The 20,884-nt window shown below is 35.2% G+C and carries 17 protein-coding genes; 4 read left to right on the top strand and 13 right to left on the bottom strand.

All coding sequences use genetic code 11. The features are described 5' to 3' along the window. Window positions 1-171: 171 nt before the first annotated feature. Both FDM27_RS00245 and FDM27_RS00240 read right to left on the bottom strand, forming a co-directional pair. Window positions 172-2,982: a TonB-dependent receptor gene (locus FDM27_RS00245; protein ID WP_140484746.1), complete on the bottom strand. Its 2,811-nt coding sequence runs from the start codon at window positions 2,980-2,982 to the stop codon at window positions 172-174. Between the two features lie 141 nt (window positions 2,983-3,123). Continuing rightward, entirely contained in the window at window positions 3,124-4,197 is a 1,074-nt protein-coding gene (locus FDM27_RS00240) for a helix-turn-helix domain-containing protein (protein ID WP_140484745.1), read from the bottom strand. Window positions 4,198-4,336: 139 nt separating this feature from the next. Here FDM27_RS00240 and FDM27_RS00235 point away from each other — a divergent pair, with 139 nt between their 5' ends. Beyond that, entirely contained in the window at window positions 4,337-6,697 is a 2,361-nt protein-coding gene (locus FDM27_RS00235) for a TonB-dependent receptor (RefSeq protein WP_140484744.1), read from the top strand. Between the two features lie 18 nt (window positions 6,698-6,715). Next, window positions 6,716-8,101, top strand: coding sequence for a hypothetical protein (locus FDM27_RS00230; protein WP_140484743.1), 1,386 nt, complete (start codon window positions 6,716-6,718; stop codon window positions 8,099-8,101). A 61-nt stretch (window positions 8,102-8,162) separates the two neighbouring features. On the opposite strand, the gene FDM27_RS00225 is transcribed toward FDM27_RS00230, so the two are convergent. The 11 genes from FDM27_RS00225 to ruvC form a co-directional block, all read right to left on the bottom strand. After that, a complete protein-coding gene (locus FDM27_RS00225; RefSeq protein WP_071184754.1) occupies window positions 8,163-8,840 on the bottom strand; it encodes a PH domain-containing protein in 678 nt (225 codons plus the stop codon). A 185-nt stretch (window positions 8,841-9,025) separates the two neighbouring features. Continuing rightward, on the bottom strand, window positions 9,026-10,594 hold the full coding sequence (locus FDM27_RS00220) for a sodium:solute symporter (protein WP_071184753.1): 1,569 nt from the start codon (window positions 10,592-10,594) through the stop codon (window positions 9,026-9,028). A gap of 12 nt (window positions 10,595-10,606) precedes the next feature. Next, the gene (locus FDM27_RS00215; protein ID WP_071184752.1) at window positions 10,607-11,758 is read right to left on the bottom strand and encodes a four-carbon acid sugar kinase family protein; all 1,152 of its coding nucleotides are present in this window, start codon (window positions 11,756-11,758) and stop codon (window positions 10,607-10,609) included. Window positions 11,759-11,766: 8 nt separating this feature from the next. Beyond that, window positions 11,767-12,810, bottom strand: a complete 1,044-nt coding sequence (gene pdxA, locus FDM27_RS00210) for a 4-hydroxythreonine-4-phosphate dehydrogenase PdxA (RefSeq protein ID WP_071184751.1) — start codon at window positions 12,808-12,810, stop codon at window positions 11,767-11,769. Then, the gene (locus FDM27_RS00205) at window positions 12,810-13,739 is read right to left on the bottom strand and encodes a dihydrodipicolinate synthase family protein (protein ID WP_181161611.1); all 930 of its coding nucleotides are present in this window, start codon (window positions 13,737-13,739) and stop codon (window positions 12,810-12,812) included. Before FDM27_RS00205 ends, pdxA begins: the two co-directional genes overlap by 1 nt. A gap of 10 nt (window positions 13,740-13,749) precedes the next feature. Continuing rightward, complete coding sequence (locus tag FDM27_RS00200) at window positions 13,750-14,892, bottom strand: iron-containing alcohol dehydrogenase (RefSeq protein ID WP_140484741.1); 1,143 nt, start codon at window positions 14,890-14,892, stop codon at window positions 13,750-13,752. A gap of 99 nt (window positions 14,893-14,991) precedes the next feature. After that, window positions 14,992-15,999, bottom strand: a complete 1,008-nt coding sequence (locus FDM27_RS00195) for a LacI family DNA-binding transcriptional regulator (RefSeq protein ID WP_140484740.1) — start codon at window positions 15,997-15,999, stop codon at window positions 14,992-14,994. Window positions 16,000-16,128: 129 nt separating this feature from the next. After that, complete coding sequence (locus FDM27_RS00190; RefSeq protein WP_140484739.1) at window positions 16,129-16,500, bottom strand: MmcQ/YjbR family DNA-binding protein; 372 nt, start codon at window positions 16,498-16,500, stop codon at window positions 16,129-16,131. Then, complete coding sequence (locus FDM27_RS00185) at window positions 16,497-16,898, bottom strand: GNAT family N-acetyltransferase (protein WP_140484738.1); 402 nt, start codon at window positions 16,896-16,898, stop codon at window positions 16,497-16,499. The genes FDM27_RS00190 and FDM27_RS00185 overlap by 4 nt, the downstream gene beginning before the upstream one ends. A gap of 100 nt (window positions 16,899-16,998) precedes the next feature. After that, window positions 16,999-18,132, bottom strand: coding sequence for a radical SAM family heme chaperone HemW (gene hemW, locus FDM27_RS00180; RefSeq protein WP_140484737.1), 1,134 nt, complete (start codon window positions 18,130-18,132; stop codon window positions 16,999-17,001). After that, complete coding sequence (ruvC, locus tag FDM27_RS00175; RefSeq protein WP_140484736.1) at window positions 18,132-18,686, bottom strand: crossover junction endodeoxyribonuclease RuvC; 555 nt, start codon at window positions 18,684-18,686, stop codon at window positions 18,132-18,134. The genes hemW and ruvC overlap by 1 nt, the downstream gene beginning before the upstream one ends. 145 nt (window positions 18,687-18,831) lie before the next feature. On the opposite strand from ruvC, the gene FDM27_RS00170 reads away from it, so the two are divergent. Beyond that, a complete protein-coding gene (locus FDM27_RS00170; RefSeq protein WP_140484735.1) occupies window positions 18,832-19,776 on the top strand; it encodes a hypothetical protein in 945 nt (314 codons plus the stop codon). Next, window positions 19,776-20,876 (top strand): glycosyltransferase family 2 protein, encoded by a 1,101-nt coding sequence (locus tag FDM27_RS00165; RefSeq protein ID WP_140484734.1) that lies wholly within the window; start codon window positions 19,776-19,778, stop codon window positions 20,874-20,876. Before FDM27_RS00170 ends, FDM27_RS00165 begins: the two co-directional genes overlap by 1 nt. Window positions 20,877-20,884 lie beyond the last annotated feature (8 nt).

Genomic DNA, 20,884 nt, shown 5'->3' with positions numbered 1-20,884 from the left:
CTGATTTTAACGGATTATCACAGATTGTGATTTACAAAGAGCTATGAAAAATCGGTTTTTATCTGTTCAATCAGTGTCACCTGCCTGTCGGCAGACAGGTCTGTGGCCTATTTTTTTATTTAGTCCGCTTAGCGGACAGTAATATTAAATTAATTATATTTTTCTGTGGAACTAAAAGTCAAATTTTAAACCAAAGTTAAAACGTGCCTGATAGTATTCTACTTGTTTGGTATTGGCTGCAACACCTTGGTAATAACGCAACGGTTGATTAGTTAAATTATTGGCTTCTGCAAAAAGACGAATGTGTGGCGTGATTTTGAAAGCAGCATTGGCATCCAGGAAAAATTGTTTGTCATAATAACTATCCTGGTAGCTATCAGCTCCTAATTCGTCTAAATAGTCAGCGGCAAAATTGGTAGAAACTCTAGCCGAGAAACGTTTGTTTTCCCATGACAATGAACCGTTGAACATGTGCGGTGCAGTTCCCGGAAGACTGATATTTTTTCTTTCGTTTCCATCTTCATCCGAAATTCCTTTTGCTTCTGATTTGGTATAAGTATAGTTCAAATACACTCCGAATCCTTTTAAAAATTTACTTTCGAAGAAATCCAACTGACGTTGTAAAGCTACCTCAAATCCGTACACATCAACACTTTTTCCGTTTCTTGATTGTACAAATGACCAGTTTTCACCTGTTGGGATTGGGTTATTTTGATTTGGGAAATCAGTTGCAAACTTATCCGTTGTATATTGGTTATCGCTGTAATTGTAGATAAAATCATTTAATCTTTTGTAGAAAACACCTCCTGAAATCAAACCAACCGATTTGAAATAATTCTCGGCCATGAAATCATAGTTGTAAGAATAGGTAACATCCAAATCCGGATTTCCTGCTGTAATTTCCATATCCGAAGCAATGTTGTTCACATATGGAGCCAAGGCATAATAATCAGGTCTTGCCAAAGCCGTTGTTGCTGCTGCTCTTAAAATCAAATTTTTAGTAGCGTTGTATTGCAATGTGATACTTGGCAAAAGATTAGTGTAGGTATTCTTTGTGTTGATTTCTCCTTCTAATTCTTCTTCGTCCAGTACACGATTTCCGGTGTAGTTGATATGAGTAGTTTCGGAACGGAAACCTAACACCATCGATAATTTATCATTAAAATCCTGATCCCATCTTACATAAGCAGCATAGATATTTTCTTTCGCATTGTAATTTACTGCTAAAAATTCAGCTGGATCAGCTTCTTTATCGAATAATGAAGCATTGTTTAAATCCAGATTTCCTAAAAAGTGAGCCGAAGCAAAAGTTCCCGGTACAAATTTATCTCCCGGATTGAATCCTTTTCCATCAAAATAACTGGTAGGAACATCCGATAACAAAGCCATATCATCATTGATTGGTTCGTAAGCATAGAAAATATTGTTTCTCATTTTCTCTTTCATACGCAATCTAAGACCGGTTCTAAATCTTCCTTTTTCAGTTGGAATAATAGTAAAAGGCACACGGATATTTACTTTGGCTCCAAATTCACTTTCGGAAGTATCATCGGTATTTTCAGAAACTGAGTCAAATTCTAATTCGTCCAAAGCTTCTTCCGATGTCGTTACCAAAGGAAACCTGTGTTCTGAAAAATCCTGAGTCATATCTAAACCTTCTTGACGGTATTCGATATAACGCTCACCCGGACGGTATTCTCTGGCTTTAGCATAATTAGCTGACCAGTCTAAATCCAGTTTAGAGTTGATTAAATGTTCCCCACGCAATGAATAATTTTGCACACGTTGGTCTTCCAGTCTTCTGCTTTTATTTCTATTATTATCCACTCCACCTTTGGTTTCGCGTTTTACACGACCTTCAAAACCAATGATGTCTTCACCATTATAAATCGCTTCAATATCATCATAAGTGGTTCTAAAACGATTCTCTCTATCGTCTCTCCAGTTGTAAATAGCATTCGCAAAAATGCTGTTGTTTTCATTGAATTTATAATCCAAAGCTAGCGAAGCACTACGACGAATACGCTGTACATCGTACTTTCTAACCTCAGAAGCCTGTAAAAATTCGTTTCCAAAATCATCTTTTGTCCATTCGTTTTCTACGTTATCCGAACCATAATCTACATTATTGTACGAACCGCTAATAACCGCTCCGAATTTATCGTTCAAAAAACGATTTCCATAAACCAAACCGGCTGTATAAGATGCTTTTTCGCGAATAGGCAAATAACCTCCGGCCACTGTAGCCGAAATTCTCTCACCGTTTGGAGTAGCTCTGGTAATCAAATTCACCGAACCTCCAATAGCATCAGCATCCATATCAGATGTCAAAGTTTTATTGACTTCGATAGTCGAAATCATATCCGATGGAATTAAATCCATTTGTACGTTTCTATTGTCTCCTTCAGCCGATGGAATTCTGTCTCCATTTAAAGTAACAGAGTTCAATGATGGCGCTAAACCTCTAATGATAATGTTTCTGGCTTCTCCCTGGTCGTTTTGCATCGTGATACCCGGAACACGTTTTAAAGCGTCTCCCACATTCGCATCCGGAAAGCGCCCCACCTGATCTGACGAAATTACGTTTCCAATATTTTTATTGTGTTTTTGTTGACTCAAAGCTTTAGCCTGACCTTTTAAAACATCACCTATAACTACTTCGTTCAATTGTGTTCCTGAAACTTTCAGCACAAAATTCTGAACTGCATTTGTACCTTTTGAAACCACAAGATTAGCCGATGCAGCTGCATAACCTATATAACTTACCTTAACGGTATAAGAACCTTCTTGAACATTTAAAAACTCATAACGACCGTTGTAGTCAGAAATGGTATATTTATTCATTCCTTCTAACTGAAGCATTGCACCCGGTAACGGCATTTTGTCATCGGCATCTAACACTTTTCCGGATATAACTCCTTTTTGAGCATAACCTGCCAGTGCCAGTAAAAAAAACATCACGACTAAATAATTTTTTTTCATTGTTGTTGTTTTAATTAATTTGTGGCAAAACTAGGCGCCATCTATTAAGTTAAACCCTGAAAAAAATTAAGCTATTGTTATCAATACAGGCTTTAAGAAAGATTTTAATTACAATAAGATAACATCTTAAAAGAAAAAAGTTTAAACAAAACAGAAATCAATTGAAAGAAAGTCTAGATAAAGTATATCAAAAAAATCCCAGTATAAAAGATAGATTTTAGCACCCAAATTTATTTTCCTGAAACTGGCTGGAGTAAAGCCATAAAAAAACTTAAAGGCTGCCGAAAAATGCGACACGTCTTTATATCCACATTTATAAGCTACTTCGCCCACATTAGAAGCTTCATTTTTGAATAAATCCTTAGCATACTCCATTCGGAGTTGCGTAACGTAGCTTTTTATAGTGGTTTTAAAACAAGCCTTAAAGCCTTTTTTTAGTTTGAATTCGTTAAGCGAAACTAATCTGGAAAGCTCCGAAAGAGAAGGCGCATTCGTAAAGTTTTTTTCTAAAATTAATTTGGCTTTCAAAAGTTTGCTCCTCTCTTCCTCGCCTAACTGTTCTTTATTCTGAGGTTTTTCTATTAAAGAATCCAACTGAAAAATCAACAATTCTTTGATTTTAGCTTCCAAATACATTTTTTTCATCGAACCTTCGTAAGTGCAATTTTTAATTTCGTGAATTACCCATTGAATTCCCGAATTGAAAGGAGCATATTTAGGTGTTAAATACCCTGTTTTTTTTTGATTGATGTTTTTAGAGAATTTTTTATGCAGTGCCCAATCTTCGTTAATTAATTTAGAATAAAAGTCAGGCGATAAAATAATAGTCACACAATTTATTTCTTCTAAAGCCGGAATTCGCAAAGTAGCTTTTAGCTCAGAGGCATAGAGAATATTATGAGTGTTCTCAATTGAAAACGGCTCGCTTTCCAGTTGGTCCACATGTGTTTCTAAATTATTCGAACAAATAAAACTCATCACAATTGATTCCCCAACAATTTTCGTTTGGATAGTTTGGGGTTTTGAAAAATACATTTGGGCATCCAGAATTAAAATCCCCTCAGTAATTTGATTATGAATTGTAATTTCTTCAATTCCATCGTTTTTGATAGTGATTTTCTCCTCTACAAACTGACTTTTATGACTGTAACAATCCCCCGCCTCAATCGATATGAGGGGTTGCTGCTGTCCTAAAATTGTAGATATGAGTTTCAAAATAATAATCCGTTTTTACAAAGTAATAATCCGTTTTTCCCTATTTGTTTCTTGTACTGTGATAGTATTTTTGCGACAAATTTATTTATAATAAATCTAATTAAGAATAATTTTTCAAAAAATATAGATTACTATCAAAATGACTACTAACAAACTATTCCATCTGCTGTTTCTTTTACTAACTATTTCAGCCTTTTCACAGCAGGATGAAACAGCCGAAAAAGTCACTCTACCTACTAAAGCTCCTGTTACAGAAAAGAAAGTAAAAAAAGAAAACAAGATTGAAACCTTAAAAACGGTTAATATTCAGGGAAAATCACGCAAACAAAAAATAGAAACTACTGGTTTTGCTGTTAATGTTATAGAAACTAAAGAAGCATCCTTAAGAAATTTAACTACTAATGAATTATTAGATCGATCCGTTGGTGTTCGCGTAAGACAAAATGGAGGATTAGGTTCTAATGTAGAATACAACCTGAATGGTATGTCCGGAAGCACAATTGGAATTTTCTTAGATGGTATTGAAGTTTCTACTTTTGGATCTTCTTTCAACCTCAACAATATTCCTCCGGCAATGATTGAGCGTATTGAAGTTTACAAAGGGATATTAACTTCACACTTAACAGGTGATTATGTAGGTGGAGCAATAAATGTGGTACTAAAGAAAGATGTTTCTCAAAACAATGCTACTGCAGCAGTTTCTTATGGTTCGTTCAATACTTTTCAATCGGATTTAAGTGCCACTTTTCGTGACAAAAAAACAGGGATTTCTTTTAGAGGTTCTGGCTTTTACACCTACACTGACAACAGCTATAAAACATGGGGCAGATCAACAACTTATGTCAATGAAGGTCAAGAAATTATTAGACCCTATAGAGCAAAACGTTTTAACAATGACTATGAATCTATTGGTGGTCGTTTTGAAGTTGGTTTTACTGATACCAAATGGGCTGATCAATTTTTCATTGGATACAACGGATCAAGCAATTACACCGAAATCCCACACGGAATTACTATGGCTGTTCCCTATGTAGGTCGATTCAACGAAACTGAATCTCATGCTCTGTTACTCAATTATACTAAGAGAGATTTTCTTTTGAAAAATTTGGCTTTAAATATTAATGCAGTACGAAGTAACAGAAGTACCTACATTCAAGATACGGTAGGACTTGCTTATAACTGGGATGGAAAAGTAAGAACCAGGCCTGTCTTAATACCTGTTCTTGATGCTAACGGAGAAGAACAATATAAAACGAATGATAAAGGTGAGCAAGAACTAATAACTGAGACAATACATATACCATTAAATACACTTCAAGGAGGACAACAAGGGCCAAAAACTATCACCAATACAGATAGAAAAATAACCAATGCCCGTTCTAATTTGGGATACATGATTACTCATGGACATCGTATTTCATTGAATCATAAATACGAATCAACAGATAGGAAAGATGAAGATTTGTTGAAACCAGGCACTAGAGACCTAGCGACTAAAAGTATTGTTTCTAAACACATTATCTCTATGAATTATGAAGCAGAAACCTTCAACAGAAAAGTGAGAACAAATATTTTAGGTAAATATACCCACAATCGAAGCGATCAAACAAGATATGAAATCGTTTCTAGCGAAGGAGAAAACTCAATAGTAAAAAAAGATTCCACCAGAACGGATTACAATTTTGGTTACGGAGCTACAGTTTCTTACAATATAATTCCTAATTTTTTCATCATTGGTACGATGGAGAACTCCTATATTATGCCAACTGAAAATCAACTATTTGGATCACCTGATATTAATATATTACCCAATCTCACATTAGATCCAGAAAAAAACATTAACTACAATCTGGGTTTTCGTTACGGAGCATTGGATTTTGGCAAACACAAAATATCATTTTATGCCAATGCGTTCTGGCGCAATGGTTTTAATAAAATCACACAGCAGGTAGTCGATGCAACAGACCCTGATTTCAAAGAAGAGGATGCTGATATCCAAACTACTCGTTATGTCAATCTCGGCAAAACACAAGCACGTGGTTTTGAAGCAGAAATTATCTATATCTATAACAATCGATTGAACGCTTCTTTAAATTTTTCGAAGTTCAACAACGTGTTCAAACAGGAAACAGATAATAATGGTGAGGCACATAGCTTTTTTGGTCAACAAATACCTAACGAACCATTTTTTACAGCTAATGCCAATTGTCAATATCGATTTAATGATGTTTTTCAAAAGAAATCGATACTTAACGCATATTATACGATGGGCTATGTGGGTGAATATTACATAGTGTGGGGACAACCTGACTGGTCTTTAACTCCAAACCAATTTGTACATGATTTAGGTGCAAGTTACCGTTTTCCGTCTAAGAAATTAGTAGCTAGTATAGATATAAAAAATCTGTTTAACGCCGAAGTCTATGATAATTTTCAAATACAAAAACCCGGTAGAGGAATCTACTTCAAATTGAATTACACTTTTAGTAAATTTTTATAATCAAATTAAATCAATATCATGAAAAAAAATCTATTTAGAATAGCACTATTGAGTACTGTTTTTGCGGCTCTAACGTTAGGAAGCTGTAACAATGATGACAACAACAACGATTCAGGAGGCAATTCAGAAGATGACGGTACACGTTGGATTTCCTTAACAGGATCTTTTCCAGACGCAACTGGAACTCCAGGAAACGGAGGTACTCGTGCCTATGCCATTACACCGGAGAATGCTGCCAACCCAGACTACGAAGTAGATCTTTTTAAAATGAACGGCGAGCAATACGTTAATGGATTTGCTTTAAAATCAAGCCGTACCGCTCGTGTTCAGGCTTCTGAAGACGGTAAATTTTTATACAATATCCAATATACCGGAACCGATGGTGGTGTATTCAACAAATACAAAGTTTCGGGAGCAGGAAAATACGAAGAAGTAGGTTCTGAGGTAAATACTGCTTCTATTTTAGGAACATCGCCACGATGGGTAAAAGCTGCCGAGGGAATTGGCGTAGGTGTATATGCAGGTTCAGCAATATTAGATTATGAAGGAACTGCTCCAAACTTTAATTATAAAAATAGAGATAGTGAAGTTAAAATTGCAACAATAGATTTGAATAACACCTATATTATTAATACTGCTATATTTAATTTCCCTTGGACTGACGAAGAAAGAGCAGCTGGTTATGGCGTAAGTCGTATTGATGTTCCTGTATTAAATGCTGCTAAAAACAAACTATACATTGGTTGTAATGTAAGCAAAGTAGATCCTACAAAAACACCAACTATAGATGCTAATGGCATACCTTCATGGCCAGCTGACAACGCTAACATTAATGGTACCAAAACTTTAGTAGTAGATTATCCTTTACTAAGAAATGCTAAAGTTATTACTTCTACTTTAACAAAAACAAACAACCACGGTTACCGTACCATGACACAATATGTAGGTACTGATGGTCATGTATATCAGGCTACTGCAACTGGCGGTGCAGATATCTTACGCATTAGTAAAACAACTAATGATTATGATGCGTCTTACCACTTTAATCTGAATACTGCTTTAGGAATTACAGGAGCTCAAATTAAAGCCTGGAGGTATGTTAAAGATGGAGTTGCTGTAGTTCTTTATACAACAACAAGTGTAGCAGGCGGATACGTTGCCATTATCAATCTAAATGATAAAACGGCAGTTAAATTGGCTACCGAAGTTGAAACCGATGCAGCATTATCTACAACCTTAGGACAATTCCAAAATATTGGTCTTATTGGCGACAATGTGTATCTTCCATTAACACCTGCAGGAAAAGATGGTAACATTTATATTGTAAACACAAAAAACAAAACCATCACAAAAGGAGCTAAACTAAAAGCTGCTTCTGGTAGTTTCTACTTAGGTGCTTACTAAAAAAAACAAATCCCGACGAGTTAAAAACTTGTCGGGATTTTACTTTTAAAACTGTCCTTTTTTACATCAAACTCAAAATCTCTTTTTTGAAAGCGTCGTATTCTCCTTGAAGAATCAATCCGTTATCGAGGAGTTTCTTGTAATTCTGCAATTTGGCAAAAAGTTCGTCCTGAGACAAGCCTTTTAATTCATTATCACCAGCAACCTCATTAGCTGTAAACACTGGCTGGGTAGCAGGCAGAATTTCGGCGTAGTTAGTCACTTCTTCGGTTTCGATTTCTTCAATTTCCTCAACCACCGCAGCAGTTTCCTCCGGAACAACCACAGTATTTTGAGCTGAACCGGCTTTTAAAAGATCCAATTGTTCTTTGGCAAAAGTATAAATTTTTCTGGCCTGAATTTTCGGAATATAATCTATGGAAACCGTCATATCAGTTTTAGTCGAAAAAGAAAACTCTGAACCCAGAATGTTTTCTTTTACAAAAGTACCTTCTATCTGATCCCAGGTATAATCGACAAAATCCATTGAAAGCCCTAAATTTTTAGGCTGACAAATAATGATTCTTTTATTGGTTAAAACAATACTATCCGGAAAAACCGTAAGTGCCGGTTTTTTTTGAACGCCTATATATCCTATTTCTTCGTTTTTCATTAATAAATCATTCAGCTTTGAAGTGATTTTTTCAATAGCTTTAGGATCTTGTTCCTCGTTTAAAAATTTCTTGATTTGATCTTTCATTTTAAATTCGATTTATTTTCAATTGGTTAAATAGTCATTTTTTATCTTACAAAAGTAAAACCTAATTTCTTAAACAGGAGTTAATTATTTGAACTTTACTTTACAATTATTTTTGATAAAAATACACAAAAAAGCCTTAGTTATTTTCTAAACAACTAAGGCTTTTTACTATTGATTATTCTTTTTTAGATTAATCCTTTTCGCTTTTTCTCTAAATAACCGTAATACGTCAAATTATTAGGCACCTCAGTCTTTGGAAAGAAATAACTCGCTATCCAGCCCACGCTAAACAATACTAAATGACTGTAAACCCCTAACATATATTTATGTTGGGTGTAATTATAAATCCCCATATCCAGCAAGAGATGCCTGTTTGCACCATTGCCTGTTGAAGTTGAAGTTAATAAGGCAAATCCCGTAAACAAAATACAGGCAACAATCCCAACATTCAAACCTTTTCTGTTAGCTCTGTTTACAAAAAGCCCTAACAACAGCATCCCTGCAATTCCTCCCGAAAAAATAGCATACAACATAAAAACTGTTGATAAAATCCCATCGTTTTCACCAGCAAAAACATAAAAACTGGCTACTAAAATAGCAGCTAATCCAGCAACAACTACCAGAATTTTCCCCATTCGAAGCTGATCCATCCCTGAACTGTTAGGATACAATCGTTTATAATAATCATCTACACCTACAGCTGCCAGACAGTTCAAATCGGCATCCAAACTGGAAATTGCCGCTGCTATCAATGCCGATAAAATCAAACCTATTAATCCCGGTGGTAATTGGGTAGTTATAAAATGAGGAAAAACCGCATCTGATTTAATTCCCTGAGGTAATTCTACCGGATTTAAACCGTAAAAAGAGAACAAAGCTGTTCCTATAAACATAAAAGCAATCCAAACCGGTACTGTAATCCCAATTCCTAAAACTGCCGCTTTTATAGCATCTTTATCTGATTTTGCGGTAAGATAACGTTGTACAATAGTCTGATCGGCGCCATATTTTTGAATAGCATAAAAAGTACCATTGATAACCATAACCCAAAATGTAAGATTAACAAAGTCAAAATCATAAGGTCCAAAACCTATTTTATCATGATCTACCGCATAATTGACAATAGCACCAAATCCGCCATCTGTTTTTAAAAGAATAACTACTATGGCAACAATACCTCCTAAAATCAACAAGAACCCCTGAATTACATCTAACCAAATTACCGCTTCCATTCCGCCAAAAAGCGTAATAAAAACAATTGCAATTCCTATTATCCAGATTATCGACAAAGTATTAACACCGGTCATTGAAGACAAGGCTAAAGCCAGAAGAAACAACACCGAACCCATTTTAGAAAAATGAGCAAAAATAAATCCCAGCGAGCCATAGACTCTGGCAAGATAGCCGAACCGTTTTTCAAAATATTCATAGGCACTTAATCCAATGACATTGCGATACAAAGGCACAATAAATCGTATGGAAAAAAGAAGAACAACCGGAACCATAAATCCCTGAATAAGAAGAATCCAATTTGACTTATAGCCTTCTCCAGGATAAGCCAAAAATGTTACACTACTAATTAATGTTGCAAATATTGACATCCCAACTGCCCAGGCAGGAATATTTCCTCCTGCTGCAAAATATTGCTCGGTATTAGTGTTTTTCTTAGAAAATCGGACACCAAACCAAAAAGTAATAATAAGTGATAAAACAATAATAAAATAATCAATAAAATGTAAGGAGGATTCATTCATAAGTTAAAAAGATTAAAATTTCCAGACAGACTCAGTCCACTGATAACTTCCTGGTTTTAGGGTTAAATACATTTCTTTTACTTGCTCTATTTTCATTCTTATTACCCCTTGTGCTAATTCTTGTTCAGGGTAAAACTTTTTATATTCTAAATGTTCAATAATAGAATAGGCAGTAGCACCACCTTCTATCAATAATTCTTCCAAAGTTACCCTTGAGAGTACTTTTTTTACTACTGAAGCTAATATTTCTTTTATTTTACAAGGAACATCAGTAACTCCATCGCATTCAAGTGTATCAATAGCAATAATTACTTTGTCATTTTTTTCAATAGCATCAATAATTGCATCTCCCCAATTTTCAATCATTTCCTTATAATCCCCAACACATAAAATGTTTTCAGGCATATACAAAACAGCTCCTCCGGCTTGTTTTGCTTTTCGAACCACTTCCCTGCTTGGCTCATAATTACTTCCACATACATACAGCGCTTTTTTACCAAAAGACATAGTTTTGACTGCTGTGGTTTTTTCTTTTTTTATTTTTCTCAAAATAGCATTGAAAAAACTCGCTCCCCCCGCAGGCAACATTGTATCATCAATTACATTAGCCCAACTCATCAAATCTTCACTTGTGGGGGTGTTACCAATAATAAAACCCTCATAAGGCATTTTTTGTCCCAAAGAAACAGAAAAAGATTGTGCTTTGTAATCTACTCCAATTAAATCCAAAACATTAGAAGTAGTTCCTTTTTCAAATTCGTCTCCAAAAAAATCAGATTCCATCAAAGGGATTTTATTCACATAATAGATACCATCAACAATAGTTCGGTTCATCGCCGGATTAGCAGGAACAAGCAAAACCTTTTTCTTGCCCGAAACTGCTAATTGCACCTCTAATTCATCTCCAATTTTTCCACGAAGTAGCGAATCAGTTTTTTTGTAAATAAAATCGGGATGTAATTTAAGTAATTCTTCTGTAACTTTTTTAATTTGTTTTTGTGCCTCAATCTTACAGAGAGATCTGGTATTTGTTGCGATTACCAAAACATCACAGTTGTAATTTGTATTTACGCTAGTGTCTATCGTAACAGTAAATCCGTTGCGAAGCGCAATTCCGCCAATTTCGGCAGCACCTGTAAAATCATCTGATATAACCGCTATCATCTCCCTCTCTATTGATTGTCTTGTTTATTTTTATGTAGTTTAGCCGCATATTCTATAGCTAGCACCATAGCATCCGGGCTGGCAATTCCTCTTCCTGCAATTTCCATTGCGGTTCCGTGGTCAACCGAAGTTCTGATAATAGGTAATCCCAAGGTAATGTTTACTCCTCTTACGCTTTTCATTTGTCCTTTAGACTGATCCCAATTAAATCCTACTGTTTTAAAAGGAATATGTCCCTGATCATGGTACATAGCCACACAACCATCATATACTCCTCCAATTGCTTTTGGAAATAAAGTATCGGCAGGAATTGGCCCTTCAACATTATAACCTCTTTTTAATGCTTCCTGAACTGCCGGAAGTATTTCCTGCTCTTCTTCGTAACCAAAAAGTCCGCCATCACTGGCATGCGGATTTAACCCTGCCACACCAATTTTAGGATTAAGAACACCCAGTTTTTTACAGGCATCATTTATAAGAGAAATACATTCCAGAATTCTGTCCTTTTTAACCAAATCACAGGCTTGTCTCAAAGAAACGTGCGTTGAAACATGCACTACTCTTAAATTTTCTTCCACCAATAACATTCCGTATTTTTTGGTATCAGTATAATGAGCATATATTTCGGTATGACCGGCAAAAAGATGTCCTGCTTTTTGAATAGATTCTTTATTAATAGGTCCTGTAACCGTTCCGTCGATTTCTCCTGCCAGAGCCAATTCGATATTTCGAACTACCGTCCTAAAAGATACATCACCCGCTTCGGCTGTGATTTCGCCCATCTTTAAATCGGCGATATTCATGTAATTCAAATCAAAAACATCTGCTGTACCTTTTTCAAATTTGGCATCAGCAATTTTTGAAATTCTGTTTACTTTTAAATCCAATCCGCAAAACTGAATTGCCTGTTCAAAAACATCAGCTTCCCCTACTAAAACAGGCTGACATACTTCATACACCTTTGGATCTAATAATGCTTTTACAGCTACTTCAGGTCCTATACTTGCGGGATCTCCCATTGTTATCCCTAATATTGGCTTTCTATTCTCCATTATTCAATGCTGTTTAAGCTTTTTAAATCGGTTCCGTAGTTTTTTATTTTTTCTGTTGCTATCTTTTCGTCAGCCTCATTTAGAGCAATCATTGGCAATAAAACAGCTTTTGTACATAAATTATATTTTGCCAATAAAAATTTCAAAATCGGAATAGCATTAACCAAGATTTGATTTTCCTGATATACTTTAGAAATCGCATCGCTTTTTTCCTGAGCTTTTTGTGCTGATTCATTATTTCCGGAAAGCACACTTTCATAAATAGTACTATACAATTGTGGAGTTAAATTTCCGGTACTTGGTACTAAACCGTCAGCTCCCAGCAACATAGCCTCATAAGATTTAGCAGCCCAACCCAATAAATAAGAGAAATCAGCTCTGTCTTTCCAAAGCCCAATGGCTTTAGCCATACGTTCTTCACCTCGTTCTGATTCTTTGTAACCAACAATGTTAGGATGTTTACTCAACTCCTCTGCCGTTTCTAAATCAATAGACATATTAGTTGTCATTGGCATATTATAAACAATTAATGGCAATGCAACTGCCGATGCTAATTGGTTAAAATAATTCAAAATGTGATTTTGATTCAACGGATAATAATAAGGAACATGCGCCACCAGAACATCCACCCCCAAATCAGTATAAACCTTAGCCTGATCTAAAGATTCCTGAAAACAATTCCCCGAAATTCCGGCATAAACCGTAGCTTTTCCTTTAGCTACCTCAACGGTTTTCTTAACTAAAGCCACTTTACTTTCGAAAGAAATTGAACTCGATTCTCCGGTAGTTCCCAGTACAAACGGATGACATCCTCCATCAATAAGATGATTAACCAATACAGTTACCGCATCTAAATCGATATTCATATCGGAATTAAATGGCGTTACCATCGGCACTACTACTCCATTATATTTTTTACTATTTTTCATCTTTATATAACTAAAAAGCGGCTTTATAAATCGCAACCGCATCATCTACAGCAATTTCTCTGATATTATTTTTCAACAAACGTTGCACTTTAACTGCTCCTTCGGCTAACAAAGGGATCGATTCCTGTTTTACACCTGCTTGTTTCAAAGTTATTGGTAATCCACAATCTACTATCAATTGTTTCATAATTTTAACTCCTTCTAAAGCGGTTTCTTTCGAAGTAGCTTTCTTTTCTGCACCTAAAACAGCAGCTATTCTTTCATATTTAGTAGCATCAGCCTCAATATTGTATTCCATTACATAAGGTAATAACAAGGCATTCGACAGACCATGAGGAATATGATACTCTACTCCCAAAGGATAAGACAAGGCATGAACTGCAGCTGTATTTACCGGACCCAAACACATCCCTCCATACATACTCCCCAATGCTACCTGACTTCTGGCTTCTATATCAGCACCATCATCACAGGCTCTTTTTAAGTATTTTGCAATAAGTCGAACTCCTTCCAGAGCATATAAATCCACAAATGGATGGGCAAATTTATTAGTATAAGCTTCTAAACAATGGGTCAAAGCATCGATTCCTGTTGCAGCGGTAACACTTTTAGGCAAAGAAACTGACAATATAGGATCAATATAGGCTGCATCCGGAACTAAATACGGACTAATAATCCCTACTTTTTCTCCTAATTCATTAACAAAAATAGCATTGGGCGAAACCTCACTTCCTGTTCCGGAAGTAGTAGGAATACAAGCTACATAAATCTGTCTTTCTTTTAGATTCCCAATTCCTTTTATTTCATCTAAGGTTTGGGTGTTTTTTAACTGAGCGGCAATCAGTTTGGCAACATCCAGAACGCTTCCGCCACCAATACCTACAACACTATCGGCTTCAAAATTTTGAGCTTTCAGCAAAACCTGACTAAAATCATCAAAAGTAGGTTCTCCCACTATAGATTCATCTGTAAAAATTTCAATTCCCTGTGATTTTAATTCTTCTAAAAAAGGTTCTAAAACATTGCGAAGTTCAACAATGCTCAACAAAAACATTCGTTTAAAACCTTTCTCGACAAAATCACCAACAAATCGTTGCATACTTCCCTCCCCGAAAACAACACGATTAGGATTTAAAATTATAATTTCTTTCATTTTTTCCTTTTTATATAAACCACTCTAATACAGAAAAATAACCCCAAAAAAACTTTATGTTTAAAAATGTAAACGTTTACATTTTTAAACATAAAAAAACTACTCTAAACGAGCAGTAGATTTCCTCAGCATTAACTCTGTTTTCAAAATAACTTTTTCTTTTTTACTGCCAGGATTTAAAATCCTTTCATACAACATCTCTGCTGCTTTTCTTCCCATATCAAAACCAGGCTGACGAACAGCACTTAATGGCGGATTTAACGAAATAGACCATGGCATATCATCAAAACCTATAATCGAAATTTCCTCCGGAATCTTAATCCCTTTAGCATGTATAGCCTCGAGAGCACCTAAAGTCAACAGATTATTCCCTGAAAATATCGCTGTTGGACGTTCTTTTAATTCTAAAATTTTATTAGCTATTTCAAATCCACTCTTGTAATCGGTATCTCTCGCAAAAATCAGATTCTCATCAAAAGGAACTCCGTACTCGCTTAAGGCTCTTTTATAACCAGCCAAACGTTCAATATAGGTTGGGATTCTGAAATTACCCGAAATAAATGCAATCTTTTTGTGACCGATACTTAACAAATGATCAATTGCATTAAAAGCACCCTGTTCATTATCCACCTTCACCACATCAACATCAATATCTGTCAAACCTCTATCTATACAAACAACCGGAATATTCTTTTTAACTAAGTTTTCAATTCCCTTATCTTTTCCATGTATAGGAGCTACTATCAAACCATCAATGTTTTCAGATTGAAGAATATCCAGATATAACTTCTCCTTTTTCTCATCCTGACCAAAATTGCCAATCATAACTGCAAAATTATTCTGGTAGGCATAATCCTCAACTCCTCTAACCACGTCAACGAAAAAAGGATTCTGAATATCGGGAATAACTAAACCAAGTAATTTAGTTTTTTTGCTGGTACTTCTTAATCTTTGTGCTACACGATTGGGTTTGTACTCCAATGCCGCAATCGAAGCCTGAACTTTAAGCATAGTATCCTTGCTTACCTTAGGATCATTATTAATGACTCTAGATACTGTGGCTATAGAAACCTTAGAATGTTCAGCTACCGCTTTTAAATTTGACAATTTGAATAATGTAAACGTTTACATTACAAATGTGAGGAATTAAATTTTAAAAAACAAATTTTCTCCACTTTTGTTTTTAATTCTAGCAAAACCCCCATAAAACACTACAAATAAAACAACTAGAGAATCCTAACTAAGTCTAAGCAAAACTTCCTGCTGCACTTTTTTAGTTAAACCCTTAAAAACCAACCCATAGGAATGATCTATCATTTCTTTTAAAAATAAATCAGAAACATCCGAATTTATCGCAACTGTATTCCAATGATTTTTATTCATGTGAAAACCGGGTTGAATCCCTTCAAACTGTGCTCTCCATTCTTTAGCCAAATCAGGATTACATTTTAAATTCACCGATGGACTCCCTATCTCCCATTGTTTTAATGACGATAAAGCAAATATTTTATCACCAACCTTGAAAACCAAAGTGTCTTCGTCAAAAGGAAAATGCTCGGTCACTCCTCTCTTCGAAGTACAATATTCATAAAAAGTTTCTAAGTTCATAACACTATTTTTTCCATTAATTTCTCAGGATGAGCCAATAATTTGAATCCGAATTTTTGATATAAAAAATGAGCATCTGTGGTTGCTAATCTCCAAATTTTAATTTCCTTTAATTCCGATTCGTTCATCATGGCATCAATCAAAATAGACGAATAGCCATTTCCTCTATATTTTTCATCAATAAAAACATCCATCAAATAGGCAAACACCACATAATCAGTAATTACTCTTGCAAAACCTATTTGTCTGCCGTCAAGATAAATTCCAAAACAAAAAGAATTCTCAATACAAACCTGAACTTCTTGAATAGTTCTGGGTGCGGCCCAATAAATATCCTTCAGAAAATTATGAATAAACGGAATGTCAAGTTTACTTTTATCTGTAGAAACGCTAATCATATTTTAACGACATTTTTTAACCGCAAAGTTTACTAAGATTTACACCAAGTTCACAAAGCTTTGTGGTCATTGAGCCTTCTTTGTGTCCTTAGCGGTTAGATTATTCCAAATTTAAATAAAATAAATCCGATGCAATCCCATCCGTTAAAAACTTTCCTTTTTTAGTTGGTTTCAGGATGTTGTTTTCAATAAAAAGCAAATCATCGCTTAAGAATTTCTGTGCCTGATTTAATAGATAATCCAAATAATTTTGTCCAAATTCAGTCTGAATCCTATCTAACGAAACACCCCAAATAGTTCGCAAACCCGTCATAATATATTCATTGTAACAATCGGCAACGGATAGAATCTCAATTTCATTTGGAAGTTTACTTTCCTGAATGGATTTCAGATAAAGTGCATTGTTAGCCACATTCCAACTTCTGGAAATCCCATCATAACTATGTGCCGAAGGACCAATCCCAATGTATTTTTTACCCAGCCAATAAGCCGAATTGTTTTTGGAGAAATAATCGGGTTTTCCAAAATTTGATAATTCGTAATGAACAAATCCATTGGCTTCAAGCATTTCGACCAAAATCATAAAATGCCCTGAAGCCACCTCATCTTTTGGCTCGGCAATTTTCCCCATTTGAATCAATTTATTCAAAGCTGTTTTTGGTTCCACCGTCAAGGCATAACTCGAAATATGCGGAATTCCAAAACTCAAAGCCGTTTCTATATTTTGTTTCCACCGTCCATCACTCATCCCCGGAATACCATAAATCAAATCGAGTGAAATATTATCGAAATATTGTGTCGCTACTTCCAGACATTTTTTGGCTTCCGCCGAATTATGTGCCCGATTCATCATTTTCAAATCATCTTCGAAAAAAGATTGAATCCCAATCGAAAGACGATTGACACCTATTTTTGTAAGTTCAATCAAATAATCTTCCGATAAATCATCCGGGTTAGCTTCTAAGGTTATTTCAGGTTTTTCGATTACTTTATAATTATTATAAATCGCAACAATCTGCAATCTCAAATCTGCAATCTGCAATCTGCTCGGCGTTCCTCCTCCAAAATAAATGGTTTCAACAGTTTCCTGAGCAAACTCATTTTTACGCATTTCCAATTCTTTGGCCAAAGCCAAAACCATCTCATCTTTTTTCTTCATAGAAGTCGAAAAATGAAAATCGCAGTAATGACAAGCCTGCTTGCAAAATGGTATGTGTATATAGATTCCTGACATTACTTTTTCACTCTTTCTTCATTTTGTTTCACAAAAGCATCCCAACCCGAATAACTTTTGCCTGCCACCACCTTTCCTGAGTTAAAAAAATGACAAACTGCAGCAGCCAAACCATCCGTTGAATCAAGGTTCTTAGGCAGTTCTTTCAGTCCTAAAAGCTGTTGCAGCATTTTAGCAACCTGTTCTTTACTGGCGTTTCCGTTACCGGTAATCGCCATTTTAATTTTCTTAGGTTCGTATTCTGTAATTGGAATATCTCTGGAAAGACCTGCCGCCATAGCTACACCCTGGGCACGGCCAAGCTTTAACATCGATTGAACATTTTTACCAAAAAAAGGAGCTTCAATGGCAATTTCGTCCGGATGATGCGTATCAATTAACTCAATGGTACGCTCAAAAATGATTCTTAGCTTTTGGTAATGATTATCGTATTTGGATAATTGCAATTCATTTAACTGAACAAATTCCATTTTTTTATTGATAACACGTATCAAACCAAAACCCATTATGGTTGTTCCCGGGTCAATCCCTAATATGATGCGTTCTTTTGTCAACTGATTTTTCGTTTGGGTTACACAAAGTAGCGCCAAGTTACCACAGAGATTCACAAAGTTTTTTTATTCCTCTGTGGGTCTTTGTGTTTCCTTTGCCAATCTTTGTGAAATAGCTTTTTCGCAATAGTTTTCTTTACTTTGCAGCATGATTTCAATTCCTCACAAAACTAAGCAATTCCTCGTACTTCTAATCAAAATTCTGATTGTAGCTGCTGCCTTTTATTTTATTTACGACCAACTGGCGAATAACGATAAACTGAATTGGCAAAAATTCATTGTTTTGTTCCAAAAAAACCAATCCGTTTCGGGAATCAGTTTTATTTTATTGTTGAGTGTTTTAAACCGTTATTTCGAAATCTTAAAATGGCAAAATCTGGTGCAAAACATCCGTAATATCACAATAGCCCAATCAACAAAACAGGTTCTTGCTGCTTTAACCGCCGGATTATTTACCCCAAACGGTGTGGGTGAATACGCCGGAAAAGCTTTGTTTTTTAATAAATCAGAAGCTAAAAAAGTCATTTTCCTGAACCTGATTTGCAATGGAATTCAAATGATTTTAACCATTATATTTGGAATTTTCGGGCTGCTGTATTTCAATGCACAGTTTAATGTTATTACACCAAAAACGGTTTTAAGCCTGGTTGGAATTTGTTTTTTGCTTTTTGGAATTTTATTCTTTTCGAAAAAAATAAACATAAAAGGCTATTCGATAGAAAAATTAATCCATAAGATTAACGAAATTCCCAAAAGCATTCACCAGCGCAACATCCTCCTTGGTATTTGTCGCTATATTGTTTTTTCACATCAATACTATTTTTTGTTTTTAGCTTTTGATGTTGATTTGCCTTATTTAACACTCATGTCAGCCATTTCCTCTGTCTATTTTTTGGCATCTTCCTTACCTACTTTTCAGTTTTTGGACTTTGCCGTCAAAGGTAGTGTAGCCATTTATTTCTTTGGGATTTTAGGCGTAAACGAATGGATTGTCGTTTTTATCTCTACCCTGATGTGGTTTCTTAATGTAGTAATTCCTGTGGTAATTGGCAGTTATTATGTATTGAATTTCAAGACCAGAAACATTGCATAATGCTTTTTGTAATCGTCATATTATCCATTTATTTAGCAAGCATATTACTTTTAATTTATGGTTTTACCAAAGTAAAAAACTACGACACTATTGGCTTAAAGCCAAAAAACAGCTTTACAATTATTGTCCCTTTTAGAAACGAAGCTGAAAATTTACCCGTACTTCTCGAAAGCTTTTCGAAAATGAATTATCCGGCGGATTTATTTGAAGTGATTTTGGTAGATGATGAGTCAGATTTTAGATTTCAGATTTTAGATTTTAGATTTCAGATTACAGTTGTAAATAATATTAGAGTTTCAAATTCTCCCAAAAAAGACGCCATTACAACCGCCATTCCTTTGATAAAAACAACATGGATTATCACCACCGATGCCGATTGTGTAGTTCCCGAGAATTGGCTTTTAACCTTAGACAATTACATTCAAACACATAAAGTCGCTATGCTAGCCGGGGCGGTGACTTATGAATGTAACAATTCCTTTTTACATCATTTTCAGCAACTGGATCTGGCGAGCTTGCAAGGCGCAACCATTGGCAGTTTTGGAATTGGAAAAGCTTTTATGTGCAATGGTGCGAATTTAGCTTACACCAAATCACTTTTTGAAGAATTAAACGGTTTTGACGGGAATAACACCATTGCCAGTGGCGATGATGTTTTCCTGTTGCAAAAAGCCATCGCAAGATTTCCCAAAAAAGTACATTATTTAAAATCAGAAAATAGTATTGTCACCACAAAACCAGTTGACAACTGGAAATCCTTATTTTATCAAAGAGTCCGTTGGGCTTCGAAAACGAGTTCGTATCAAAGTAGTTTTGGAAAATTATTAGGATTAATAGTTTTTGCAGGAAACTTGATTTTGGTTTTGAGCCTAGGGTTTTGGATTATGGGGAGTATTCCGTTTCTCCAGCTACTTTTTTTATCTCTTTCAAAATTTATTATCGACAGTATTTTGATTTTTAAGACTAATCGATTTTTAACTCAAAACAAAATACGCTATTTAGTTTTAAGCAACTTATTTTATCCTTTTTTCAGTCTAAGTGTGGCTTTGTATGCTGTGTTTGGAAAGTATGAATGGAAGGGGAGAAAGTTTAAAACATAAAAAAGAGG

The organism is Flavobacterium sp. GSA192, from assembly GCF_006386525.1.
Lineage (GTDB): Bacteria > Bacteroidota > Bacteroidia > Flavobacteriales > Flavobacteriaceae > Flavobacterium > Flavobacterium commune.
The sequence above is the reverse complement of the archived record's forward strand: the minus strand, read 5'-3'. Positions and strand labels throughout refer to the sequence as shown.